The organism is Fictibacillus sp. 5RED26 (assembly GCF_015903895.1).
Classification (GTDB): Bacteria; Bacillota; Bacilli; order Bacillales; family Fictibacillaceae; genus Fictibacillus; species Fictibacillus phosphorivorans.
The window spans coordinates 115,766-127,796 of the sequence record NZ_JACZDU010000004.1 but is presented as its reverse complement, the minus strand read 5'-3'; the positions used below and the strand labels follow the sequence as shown (position 1 = coordinate 127,796).

Annotated in this window: 10 protein-coding genes and 1 other annotated feature; of the genes, 8 read left to right on the top strand and 2 right to left on the bottom strand. The window is 39.4% G+C overall.

The window, feature by feature from the left end:
* Window positions 1–16: 16 nt before the first annotated feature.
* Window positions 17–511: a dUTP diphosphatase gene (locus IHV10_RS15500; protein ID WP_197131489.1), complete on the top strand. Its 495-nt coding sequence runs from the start codon at window positions 17–19 to the stop codon at window positions 509–511.
* A gap of 48 nt (window positions 512–559) precedes the next feature.
* On the opposite strand, the gene sspI is transcribed toward IHV10_RS15500, so the two are convergent.
* Window positions 560–766 (bottom strand): small acid-soluble spore protein SspI, encoded by a 207-nt coding sequence (sspI, locus tag IHV10_RS15495; RefSeq protein ID WP_066396708.1) that lies wholly within the window; start codon window positions 764–766, stop codon window positions 560–562.
* A gap of 105 nt (window positions 767–871) precedes the next feature.
* Here sspI and IHV10_RS15490 point away from each other — a divergent pair, with 105 nt between their 5' ends.
* The 3 genes from IHV10_RS15490 to pheT all read left to right on the top strand — a co-directional run bounded on the left by IHV10_RS15490 (window position 872) and on the right by pheT (window position 5,444).
* On the top strand, window positions 872–1,639 hold the full coding sequence (locus IHV10_RS15490) for a TrmH family RNA methyltransferase (protein WP_197131486.1): 768 nt from the start codon (window positions 872–874) through the stop codon (window positions 1,637–1,639).
* A 66-nt stretch (window positions 1,640–1,705) separates the two neighbouring features.
* Window positions 1,706–1,927: a binding site (T-box leader), on the top strand.
* A gap of 40 nt (window positions 1,928–1,967) precedes the next feature.
* Window positions 1,968–3,002, top strand: coding sequence for a phenylalanine--tRNA ligase subunit alpha (gene pheS, locus IHV10_RS15485; protein ID WP_197131483.1), 1,035 nt, complete (start codon window positions 1,968–1,970; stop codon window positions 3,000–3,002).
* Between the two features lie 18 nt (window positions 3,003–3,020).
* Window positions 3,021–5,444: a phenylalanine--tRNA ligase subunit beta gene (pheT, locus tag IHV10_RS15480; RefSeq protein WP_197131480.1), complete on the top strand. Its 2,424-nt coding sequence runs from the start codon at window positions 3,021–3,023 to the stop codon at window positions 5,442–5,444.
* Window positions 5,445–5,710: 266 nt separating this feature from the next.
* On the opposite strand, the gene rnhC is transcribed toward pheT, so the two are convergent.
* On the bottom strand, window positions 5,711–6,655 hold the full coding sequence (gene rnhC / locus IHV10_RS15475) for a ribonuclease HIII (RefSeq protein ID WP_197131477.1): 945 nt from the start codon (window positions 6,653–6,655) through the stop codon (window positions 5,711–5,713).
* Window positions 6,656–6,811: 156 nt separating this feature from the next.
* Between rnhC and zapA the strand changes: the two genes are divergently transcribed.
* The 4 genes from zapA to IHV10_RS15455 all read left to right on the top strand — a co-directional run bounded on the left by zapA (window position 6,812) and on the right by IHV10_RS15455 (window position 12,008).
* The gene (zapA, locus tag IHV10_RS15470; protein WP_144698705.1) at window positions 6,812–7,075 is read left to right on the top strand and encodes a cell division protein ZapA; all 264 of its coding nucleotides are present in this window, start codon (window positions 6,812–6,814) and stop codon (window positions 7,073–7,075) included.
* Window position 7,076: 1 nt separating this feature from the next.
* On the top strand, window positions 7,077–7,613 hold the full coding sequence (locus IHV10_RS15465) for a CvpA family protein (protein WP_197131475.1): 537 nt from the start codon (window positions 7,077–7,079) through the stop codon (window positions 7,611–7,613).
* Between the two features lie 290 nt (window positions 7,614–7,903).
* Window positions 7,904–9,625 carry a DNA polymerase/3'-5' exonuclease PolX gene (gene polX, locus IHV10_RS15460; RefSeq protein ID WP_197132115.1) on the top strand — a complete coding sequence of 574 codons (1,722 nt, stop codon included), beginning with the start codon at window positions 7,904–7,906 and terminating at the stop codon, window positions 9,623–9,625.
* Window positions 9,626–9,650: 25 nt separating this feature from the next.
* Complete coding sequence (locus IHV10_RS15455; protein WP_197131473.1) at window positions 9,651–12,008, top strand: endonuclease MutS2; 2,358 nt, start codon at window positions 9,651–9,653, stop codon at window positions 12,006–12,008.
* Window positions 12,009–12,031 lie beyond the last annotated feature (23 nt).

Below are 12,031 nucleotides of genomic sequence, written 5' to 3'. Positions count from 1 at the left end.
AAGGCAGGGATGGACCATGAAAATTAAAGAACTCTTTTCGATGCAGAACGAATTAAATATGCGCATAGTAAAAGAACATAAACTTGATAACTCATCATTATTTGAACAAAGAAGATTAGCATTTCTTGTTGAGCTAGGTGAACTAGCGAATGAAACAAGATGCTTTAAATATTGGAGTAAACGTCCTGCTTCTGAAAAAGAAGTAATTTTAGAAGAATATGTAGACGGACTACATTTTGTCTTATCAATAGGATTAGATTTGGGCTTTAAAGAGGTAGAGATAACCACTGAGGTTGATCTTGGCGAGAAAATGGACAAGATAGATATCAATACTTTATTTTTAACTCTATATCAATCGGGGTCTAAATCTTTATTAAACGAAGAATTCCAATCGTTTTTTGACACATTTTTAGGGCTCGGTGTGAAGCTCGGCTTTTCTTTTGAAGAGATCGAAGAAGCTTACTTTGCAAAGAATAGAGTAAATCATGAACGTCAAGATACTGGCTATTAATAAAATAATTAACATTTAACAAAAATAAAAAACCCGGGAATCCGGGTTTTACTTCAAGCCGTCTGAAAGGGTGTTTAAAATTTCTTCCTTCTTTTGCTGATCTGAATTTTTCCAGATTACTTCAAAAAGAACACCAAGACCAGGAAGCATTTTTTCTTCTCCACTCTCGATAGCATCTACGATCGTATCTTGTAACTGCTCTTTATTATTGCCAGTGACATTATGCAATACAGCTTTTCTTAAGTCTAGATTCATGGATATGCACCTCTATTAATTTTTTCTTTTTTTATTGTGTACGATTTGAGCATGTTTTATGAGAAAAAAGTAAAATATTTATGATTTAAAGGAGAACACTTGAAAATGAAGCACATTGAATCAGAATCCAACGCTTCCTTGAAGCAATGGAAAAAACTTCATACCAAAAAAGAACGTGAAAAATCCGGGACCTTTTTACTTGAAGGTCCACATCTAATAGAAGAAGCAATCGCGTCTGGTGCAAAACTTCAACATGTGATCGTTGAAGAAAATTTTGAAATCAACGAGACGTGGTTAAAGGAAAAATTCAGCCTATGGTCTGTTCCGGCGAAATTAATGAAACAGCTTTCTGAAACGGAAAAACCTCAAGGGATCATTGCCGTTTGTGAAATGATGGATCAATCTGAAGAACTCATTAAAAACGGAGGACGCTACCTTTTAATCGACGGTGTTCAAGACCCTGGAAATCTTGGTACGATTATTCGAACAGCTGATAGCGCGGGCCTCGATGGTGTATTCTTAGGTGAAGGTACAGCGGATCTTTATAATGGTAAAACCGTTCGATCAACACAAGGATCGTTGTTTCATCTACCAACCGTGAAAGCAAACCTTCTGGAGATAATTGAGCAATGTAAGGAACATGATCTACCGGTATTATCTACTTCCCTTCAAAACGCTGTAGATATGCGAGAAATGGATGAAGTGGATGGCTTTGCCTTAATCATGGGCAATGAAGGCGCAGGTGTGCAGGAGATCCTTCAGCAGGAATCAACATTGAATGTGAAGATCCCGATCTTCGGCAGTGCTGAGTCTCTGAACGTTTCTGTAGCAACAGGTATCCTTTTGTATGAATTGCAGCGAAATCGCACGTAATTTGTGACATAGCGTTGCAATTATAGAATTTTTTCATATATAATGAAAAAGATGAATGGAATAGTGTCAAAAACGAAGATGGAGAAAAGTAGATAATGATTCCGCCAAAAAGGGAGGAAATGTCCTGGACTGTGAGCATTTCTTTGGTAGGTGTTATTGAATTCACTCCTGAGTTGTCACCTGAAACGTTAAGTAGGGCTGACCGGTGAAGAGCCGTTATTAAAATGAAGTGAACAGTGTATTTTTCATTGTTAAATTGGGTGGTACCGCGAACTCCTCGTCCCTTATTGGATGAGGAGTTTTTATATTTTTAAGGAGGGGTTGCACGGTGAAAGACCGTTTAGAAGCTCTAAAAGTAGAAGCGATCGGCCAGATCAAAGAAGCCCAGGATCTAAAAGATCTGCAAGCTGTTAAGGTAGCTTATTTAGGAAAGAAAGGACCCATTACTGAAGTATTAAAAGGGATGGGGAAATTGTCTGCTGAAGAAAGACCTGTTGTTGGTGCTTATGCTAACGAAGTTCGTGACAGCATCCAGCAGGAATTAGATAAAAAACAGGCAGAGCTTGAAAATGCAGCAATTGCTGAAAAGCTTTCAAAAGAAACGATTGATGTTTCATTACCAGGAAGACCTGTAAAGAAAGGAAATCCCCATCCTTTAACAGCTGTTGTTACGGAGATTGAAGATCTTTTCTTGAGCATGGGCTTTACAATCGCTGAAGGTCCTGAAGTAGAAACAGATTATTACAATTTTGAAGCGTTAAACTTGCCAAAAGGACACCCTGCGCGTGATATGCAGGACTCTTTCTTTATTACAGAAGATATCCTTCTTCGTACACAAACTTCACCTGTTCAAGCACGTACGATGGAAAAACATGAAGGAGAAGGCCCTGTGAAAATCATTTCTCCTGGTAAGGTTTACAGAAGAGATAATGATGATGCTACACACTCGCATCAGTTCATGCAGATCGAAGGGCTAGTTGTTGACCAAAATGTTCGTTTAAGTGACTTAAAAGGTGTGCTTGAAACGTTCGCTAAAAAAATGTTTGGTGAAGATCGTAAAATTCGTCTTCGTCCAAGTTTCTTCCCTTTTACAGAACCATCTGTCGAAATGGATATCTCTTGCTTTAAGTGCAGTGGAAAAGGCTGTTCGATCTGTAAACAAACAGGTTGGATTGAGATATTAGGAGCAGGAATGGTTCATCCGAACGTGCTTGAGATGGCAGGGTTCGATTCAAAGAAATACACAGGTTTTGCATTTGGTATGGGACCTGAGCGTATCGCGATGCTCAAATATGGAATTGATGATATTCGTCATTTCTATGCGAACGATATCCGGTTTTTAAAACAATTCAAAAATGCATAACTTGAGGAGGGGAATTATATGCTAATCTCTTATAACTGGCTAAAAGAATATGTAAACGTAGAAATCTCACCGTCTGAACTCGCAGATAAGATAACAAAAAGCGGTATTGAAGTTGAGATGGTCGAGTCACTAAATAAAGGAATCAGTGGAGTAGTTGTTGGATATGTTGAAGAATGCATCCAGCACCCTAACGCTGACAAGCTGAGAGTTTGTAAAGTAGATGTGGGTCAAGGAGAAGTCTCACAGATCGTTTGCGGTGCACCAAACGTAGCTCAAGGGCAAAAGGTTGCTGTTGCTGTACCTGGTGCCGTGCTTCCGGGTAACTTTAAAATAAAAAAAGCAAAACTTCGCGGTGAAGAATCTCACGGAATGATTTGTTCACTTACAGAGTTAGGTGTAGATACAAAATTAGTACCAAAAGAATATTCAACAGGAATCTTTGTGATGCCATCTGATGCAGAGCCAGGAAGCGATGCTTTAGAATACTTAAATCTCAATGACCATGTGTTGGAACTTGGACTGACACCAAACCGTGCTGACTGTCTGAACGTGATCGGTGTAGCGAATGAAGTAGCTGCGATTTTAGAACAAGAAGTGAAACTTCCAAACACATCGATCACTACGACAGAAGAAAAAGCAGAGGATTTTATTTCTGTTCATATCGAGTCGCTTGAAGACAATCCATATTACGGAGCGATGATCATCCGTGATGTTAAAATTGGTCCTTCTCCGCTTTGGATGCAGAATCGACTGATGGCATCTGGCATTCGTCCGATCAATAACATTGTTGATATCACAAACTACGTACTTCTTGAGTATGGTCAGCCACTACACGCATTTGACTATAACCGATTAGGTTCAAAAGAGATTGTGATCCGTCGTGCAGCAGAAGGTGAACACATTCAAACGCTTGACGATCAAGATCGTAAGCTTAAAGAATCTCATCTAGTAATCACAAATGGTAAAGATCCAATTGCAGTAGCAGGTGTTATGGGCGGGGCTACGAGTGAAGTTCAATCTGACACAACAAACGTACTTTTAGAAGCAGCTTATTTCACTTCAGGTCGTGTAAGAGCAGCTTCTAAAGACCTTGGTTTACGCAGTGAAGCAAGTTCGAGATATGAAAAAGGCATCGATCGTAACCGAGTATACGCTGCAGCAATGAGAGCGGCTAGCCTTATGGCAGATCTTGCTGGTGGTCAAGTTGCTGAAGGAATCGTTGAAGCAGGTAAGCGTGAAGTCAACTCTTACAGCGTGAAGATGGATGTTTCTAGAATGAATAATCTTTTAGGGACAGAGATCACATCAGAACAGACAGCATCGATCTTTAATCGTTTAGGTTTTGCATATAAAGAGTCGGACGGACAGTTCGAAGTAAACGTTCCTTCACGAAGACCAGACATAACGATTGAAGCGGACTTAATTGAGGAAGTAGGACGTATCTACGGATATGATCGCATCCCAACTACGTATCTTTTATCAGAAGCGCGTCCTGGTGGACTAACGAAGAATCAGGCACAACGCCGTAATATCAGAACGTATCTAGAAGGAGCTGGACTATATCAAGCTGTAACTTACGCATTGACTACTCCGGCAAAGTCTACTCATTTTTCGTTTAGTGATGAGAAGGTATATCCGATCTCTGTTGCACATCCGATGAGTGAAGAACGCAGTACGTTAAGAATGAGCTTATTGCCACAGCTTCTTGAAGTGCTTCAATACAACAGAAATCGCTCGATGGAAGATCTCGCTATTTATGAGATGGGATCTGTCTTCATCAATCGCCAAGAGGTATTGACGGATCTTCCAGAAGAGTATGTATTCGTTTCAGGCGCTGTTACAGGTGTATTTAACGAGCATCTATGGCAAGGAGAGAGAAAGACTGTTGATTTTTATGTGTTAAAAGGAATTCTAGAAGGTCTCATGGGTGAATTGAACCTATCTGAACGAATCACGTATGAAGCTGGAGAAATAGAAAACATGCATCCAGGAAGAACGGCGATCGTGAAACTCGATGGTATTTCTGTAGGGTTTGTAGGTCAACTTCACCCAGCTCTTCAAAAAGAGTTGGATGTAAAAGATACGTACGTGTTCGAGTTGAACGCAACAAGTCTTTTAGACAAAGAAACAGATCAGATGGTTTATCAAACATTGCCGCGTTATCCATCTATTACACGAGATATCGCTCTTGTTGTAGATCAACAACTTCCAGCAGGAGACTTGACAACTGTGATTCAAGCTGCAGGTGGAGAGCTGTTAAAAGAAGTGAATCTTTTTGATCTGTATGAAGGAGAAAAGATGGAAGAAGGCAAGAAATCACTTGCATTCTCACTGAAATATTTTGATCCAGAACGAACGTTAACAGATGAAGAAGTAGTAACGGCGCATAACCGCGTATTAAAGAGCTTAGAAGAACGCTTCGGCGCTCAGCTAAGAAAATAATTGTTGAAAAAGCTGGTTCATCGAGAGATGGCCAGTTTTTTTGTCTTTATTATTAGGCTGTTTTTGCATATTTTGCTGTTCTTGAAAATGGTGTCAATGCGAACTGGACACTTTTATGTGAAAAGGGATCATTTTTATGTGATGGACTTCATTTTTTATGTGATGAACCGCATTTTTTATGTGATTATAACTTTTTAGTAACCAATAGCGGATGCTCGTTCTGCGAAAAAGAGGATGATTCCTTATGAATTCATCCTCTCCGCTCCTTAAATCTTCTTTTTACGTAATAAATTTAGCGCTTTTTGAGTATTTGCAAAATGCTTCTTTGTTGCGGTATCAAATACAGTCTCTCCATATTTTTCTACCAGCTCAGCCGCCTTCACATCCACGTGAGGACCTGCCCCTTTTGGAATAACGGTATTAAATCGGTGCCCTAACTTATCCATTTCCTTTAAAAAGCTATATCTGGCCAAGATTGAAGCAGCAGCAACAGAAAGATGAATCGATTCGCCTTTTGTGGCAAAATAAAGACCTTCTTTTAAGAGATTCTTCTCTCTTGTTAAGTAGTTAAAGTAAACACCAGGTTCACAAAACTGATCGACTAATATACCTTCGATCTCTTCACCTTCAATTTTTGCTTTTACATTTTGCAGAGCTCGGTTATGAAGGATAGCCTTAATCTTACCTTGAGTCATACCTTTTTGCTGAAGTTCGTTATACTTTTCATTATTCAGTACGAGAAGTGAGTATGGAACGGTATGAATCAGTTCCTTTGCAATCTGAATGATCTGTTTGTCATTTAAGTGCTTAGAATCTTTCACCCCGAGTTCTTTTACAAGTTCTAGATTTTCCCGAGAAACATAAGCCGCAGCGACAGTCATCGGACCAAAATAATCTCCTGTTCCAACTTCGTCACTTCCGATCATCGACAATTCTGCAGCGTTCTGTGGTGGGGCATACTGATGAGGCGGTTTAACTGTTTTGGTTTTCTCTTTTGGAATAGCAACTTCACCCGAATATTTTTGAGAAGCAGCTTCTGCTCCCTTTCCTTGGAACAGGACTTTGCCTGATTGGTAAGCTGTAACTGTGCAATCGGAGAGTTTTGCAGAAAAAACAGCTCCGGGTGGCGTTTTAGGTGATAGAACGGAAGTGAGTTCTTTTTTCATCTTAAGTATTTCTGCATTTGTCATTTTTTTAACAACGTGAGACATAATAGTGATCCTCCTAAAAATGAAGAGATTTCCAAATATATCAAAAAAACGCTACAATAGAACAGAAATATTTTCAACTATGAACGATATTTGATAAGATAAAGATTAGAGTATTCATTAAATGAATGATCCTTTGTATGTTAAGGAGGTTATTTTGTGGCGGAAGAGAAAAAGAAAAACCGTACGACGGTCGAAATCTATGGACAACGATATGTAATTGCAGGGACCGAATCCTCCAGCCACATTCATTTAGTAGCTGATAAAGTAGACTTGAAAATGAGAGAGATTCAATCTCATAACCGGTTTCTCGACACGAAACAACTAGCTGTACTTACAGCAGTAAATACAATGAACGAATATTTAAAGATTAAAGAAGAGCTGAAAAAATTGCAACAGCGAATTGGAAAAGAGGAAAGTTAGTATGTTGGATTTAATTTTAATTATCGTATTAGCAGGTGGATTTTTAATCGGTTTAAAAAGAGGCTTCATCATGCAGCTTGTTCATTTGATCGGATTCATAGCAGCGTATATCGTTGCTTATCTTTATTATGATGAACTTGCGCCAAAGCTAGAGTTGTGGATTCCATACCCTTCTTCAAATGATAGTTCTGTTTCCTTTTTAATGAACAGCATATCACTTGAACAAGCTTATTATAATGCAATAGCCTTTGCGATTCTGTTCTTCGCAACCAAGATTATCCTACAGATTTTAGGGTCTATGCTCGATTTTCTTGCAAACTTACCGATCCTTCACACGTTCAACAGATGGCTCGGTGGTTTATTAGGTTTTGTAGAAGTCTATTTGATCGTGTTTATTTTATTGTATATCGCAACATTAGTTCCAATTGAGGCATTTCAAGCTCATTATGAAAATTCATGGATCGCACAGGGAATGGTCAAAAACACCCCCGTATTTTCTGAGTCCTTAAAGGAAATGTGGATGAAACATATGGCATAACTTCTCCCAAAGCGGAGAAGTTTTTTTCTTTGCAGTTTATACTCAGTTGTTCTTGAAAGTTGTTGTTTTCCGCTTCAGGTTGCATGCTTTCCGCGGGGCAGGCGGTGAGCCACATTCGTACGCTTCCCGTATAAGTGTCTCACCTGCCCGCCTGTCCCGCAGGAGTCAGCAACCTTACGCTACAATCAACTTTGGTCGATGAAGCAAGAGTGTAAAGTGCTATAGGGATAATAACACAAATTATTAAAGCCATTATCATACTAGCATGACAATGAAATAGAGGTGAGCTCATTATGGTAAATAAAAAAGAGGTAGTACGTGCACTTGAACAGATTGCTTTGTACCTTGAGATCTTAGGAGAGAACTCGTTTAAAGTTTCTGCATATCGTAAAGCAGCGAACGCTCTTGAGAGTGATGAGCGAACGATGGAAGAGATCGGGGATGTCTCAAAACTAAAAGGAATAGGCAAAGGTACAGCTGCTGTAATTATTGAAATGATTGATAAGGGTGAGTCGGATCTTTTAGGTGAACTACAGGAAAAAGTTCCGTCTGAATTGATTACACTGCTGCAAGTTCCAAATCTCGGAGGTAAGAAAATCGCTAAACTTTATTCCGAGTTAGGTGTAACGAATATTGAATCTCTAAAAGATGCATGTGAAAATGGTAAAGTAAGAGAATTGGCAGGGTTCGGCGCTAAAACGGAAGAGAAGATCTTAGCATCCTTAAAAGATCTTGGGAAAAGACCAGAGAGGCTTCCTATTGCCTATATGCTGCCAATCGCAGAGAAAATAGAATCTCAGTTAAAAAGAATGAAAAGTATTGAGAAATACTCTAGAGCAGGAAGTCTAAGACGATACCGTGAAACGATCAAAGACTTGGATTTTATTATTTCAAGTGAACATCCGAATGAAGTAAAAGAGCAACTATTGAAACTTGATGGGGTTATCGATGTGATTGCGAGCGGAGATACGAAGGTTTCCCTCGTACTAGATGAAAAGCTTTCTGTATCCGTAGATTTTCGTATTGTCCAACCCTCTCAGTTTGCTACTACACTGCATCATTTTACAGGCTCGATGGAGCATAACGTTAAAATGCGTCAGCTCGCAAAAGCAAGAGGCGAAAAGATCAGTGAATATGGTGTAGAAAATGTAGAGACAGGTGAAATTCTTACGTTTGAAACGGAACAGGATTTCTATGCTCATTTCTCGTTAAGTTGGATTCCGCCTGAAGCGAGAGAGACTGGTGAAGAAATAGAGTTATTTAAGGATGGTCATGACCTTATTCAGTTATCTGATATAAAAGGCGATCTTCATCTGCATTCTACTTGGAGCGATGGGGCGTTCTCGATCGAAGAAATGGCTGAAGAAGCACGAAGTAAAGGCTATGAATATATGGCGATTACGGATCATTCTCAATATTTAAGAGTAGCGAACGGTCTAACTCCAGAGAGAGTACGTATGCAACGGCAAGAGATTAATAAGTTAAATAAAAAGTATACAGATTTTAAGATACTCGCTGGAATCGAGATGGATATTCTCCCAGATGGTACACTTGATTATAATGATGAATTGTTAGAGGAAATGGATTTTGTTATTGCAAGCATCCATTCTGCGTTTTCTCAAGATCAAAGCAAAATCATGGATCGTTTAAAGACAGCGTTAACACATAAGAAAGTTGATCTGATCGCCCACCCAACAGGGCGTTTGATCGGACGCAGAGAAGGTTATGACGTGGATGTTGAAACACTGCTGCAGCTTGCTTATGAAACAGGTACCGCTGTTGAGTTGAATGCGAATCCGAATCGTCTTGATCTTGCTCCACACTGGTTAAGGAAAGCTCAGGATCTTGGGGTTAAGATAGCGATTAATACAGATGCACATTATAAAGACACGATGAAACATATGGAGATTGGAGCAGCGGTTGCCCGAAAAGGTTACATTCAAAAAAGCAATGTGTTAAACACAATGACTTTAAAAGAACTCAAAACCTATTTAAACCGTAGAAAGCTCTAGATCCTATGATCAGGGGGAAGAATATATGCAAGAAAAAATGCTACGTGTTTTAGAACTAAGAAAAGTGATAGACCGTCTAAAAAAGCATGCAAGCTGCTCACTTGGACTAAATAAAATAGATTCTTTAATGCCGTTTACAGCTCTTGAAGAAGTAAACGAAGCTCAAGATGCTACAGATGAAGGGGTAAAAGTTCTCCGATTAAAAGGACAAGTTCCATTCGGCGGGATCTTTGATGTTTCATCAAATGTTAAGCGATCAAAGATTGGCAGTCTCCTAAACGAAGAAGATTTAATGGACATCGCTTCAACTCTTTATGGTGGTAGACGCTTTAAGCGGTTTATCGAAGGCTTGGTTGAGGATGGAATTGAACTGCGTATTCTTAAGAATGCAGCAGAAAACATCATTCCTCTTCATGAGCTAGAACAAGAAATTAAAAGCTGTATCGATGACAACGGACATATGATGGATAGCGCTAGCCCTGAACTTCGTGCGATTCGTCAGCAGTTGCGTACGTATGAAACACGCGTAAGAGAAAAACTGGAATCAATCGTTAGATCATCCAGTTATCAAAAAATGTTGTCTGACTCGATTATCACGATTCGTAACGACCGATTCGTTATTCCTGTTAAACAAGAGTACAGAGGTAATTTTGGCGGAATGGTCCATGATCAATCAGCGAGTGGAGCAACTTTGTTCATTGAACCTCAATCTGTTATGACAGTTAACAATCAAGTGAAAGAAGCTAAAGCGAAAGAGGCTCGTGAGATCGAGAAGATATTAAGAGAACTAACTGCTGGAGTAGCAGAACATGCTGATGATATTCTGTTGAACGTAGATATTTTAGCAGAGATGGATTTTATTCTAGCAAAAGCTAGGTTTGCCAATGAGCTAAAATGTACGCGTCCGATTATGAATGACAAAGGATTTATATCACTGAATAGCGGCAGGCATCCTCTGCTCGATCAAGAAACGGTTGTTCCAACGAGTGTGATGTTAGGTGGTGAGTATCAATCACTCGTTATAACAGGTCCGAATACAGGTGGTAAAACAGTTACCCTAAAAACGATCGGACTGCTTACTCTTATGGCACAATGTGGCCTGCAGATACCTGCTGGAGAAGAATCAGAAATGGCTGTCTTTAAGAATATCTATGCTGACATTGGTGATGAACAGTCTATTGAACAATCATTGAGTACATTCTCTTCACATATGGTTAACATCGTAGACATCTTAAACAAGATCGATTTCGAATCACTCGTTCTCTTTGATGAACTAGGAGCAGGAACTGATCCTCAAGAAGGGGCTGCCCTTGCTATTTCGATTCTAGACTTCGTTTTTGCGCGGGGAGCACGTGTCGTAGCTACAACCCATTATAGTGAGTTAAAAGCATATGCATACAACCGACCTGGTGTTATGAACGCATCTGTAGAATTTGATGTGCAGACGTTAAGACCTACATATCGATTATTAGTGGGAGTGCCAGGCCGAAGCAATGCGTTTGAGATCTCTAAAAGACTCGGACTCCGTCAAGATATCATTGATTCAGCTCGTTCTCAGATCAGTGAAGATGAGAACAAGATTGATAATATGATAAAGTCTCTAGAAGATAATCGTAAAAACGCAGAAAAAGAGATGGAAGAAGCAGAGAACCAAAGAAAAGAAGCAGAGTCTATTAAGGGTGATCTAGAAAGAGAACTCGAACTGTTTCAGAATGAAAAAGATCGATTGTATGAAAAAGCGAAGCAGGAAGCGGAACAAGCAATTGAAAAAGCACGTGAAACGGCAGAAGAGATCATCCATGAGATTCGTGAACTTCAAAAATCTGGAGGACAGATTAAAGAACATAAACTGATCGAAGCAAAAAAGAGATTAGAAGAAGCTGTTCCGAAATCAAAAGCAAAAAACAAGAAGCAAAAAGCAGTATCTACAAAGGAAGAGTATGTTCCAGGTGACGAGGTAAGAGTACTTACTGTAGGTCAAAAAGGACATATTGTTGAAAAAGTAAGCAACAACGAATACCAAGTTCAGATTGGAATTCTAAAGATGAATGTATCTGAAAAAGATTTAGAGTGGGTAAAACAAAGTAAACCGAAACCTGAACCGCGTTCATTCGTAAAAGTATCTGGAAACTCTGATTCTTCTCGTCCTGAACTTGACCTAAGAGGAAAAAGGTATGAAGATGCGATGCTAGAGGTGGATCGATATCTAGATGAAGCACTTCTAGCTGGTTTTAACCAAGTATATATCATACATGGTAAAGGGACAGGTGCACTTAGAAAAGGTGTTCAAGAGCTGTTGAAAACGCATCGTAATGTTAAATCCACTCGTATGGGTGCAGCTGGTGAAGGCGGAGGCGGAGTAACAGTCGCTGTATTGAAATAGTATAGTGAATTAAACCAAGCCGT

Bases quoted from the DNA above. Each gene is read 5' to 3' on its own strand.
- sspI (WP_066396708.1), bottom strand. From the start codon at position 766: ATGAATCTAGACTTAAGAAAAGCTGTATTGCATAATGTCACTGGCAAT.
- IHV10_RS15490 (WP_197131486.1), top strand. From the start codon at position 872: ATGAAGCACATTGAATCAGAATCCAACGCTTCCTTGAAGCAATGGAAA.
- pheT (WP_197131480.1), top strand. From the start codon at position 3,021: ATGCTAATCTCTTATAACTGGCTAAAAGAATATGTAAACGTAGAAATC.
- IHV10_RS15455 (WP_197131473.1), top strand. From the start codon at position 9,651: ATGCAAGAAAAAATGCTACGTGTTTTAGAACTAAGAAAAGTGATAGAC.
- IHV10_RS15465 (WP_197131475.1), top strand. From the start codon at position 7,077: ATGTTGGATTTAATTTTAATTATCGTATTAGCAGGTGGATTTTTAATC.
- IHV10_RS15500 (WP_197131489.1), top strand. From the start codon at position 17: ATGAAAATTAAAGAACTCTTTTCGATGCAGAACGAATTAAATATGCGC.
- rnhC (WP_197131477.1), bottom strand. From the start codon at position 6,655: ATGTCTCACGTTGTTAAAAAAATGACAAATGCAGAAATACTTAAGATG.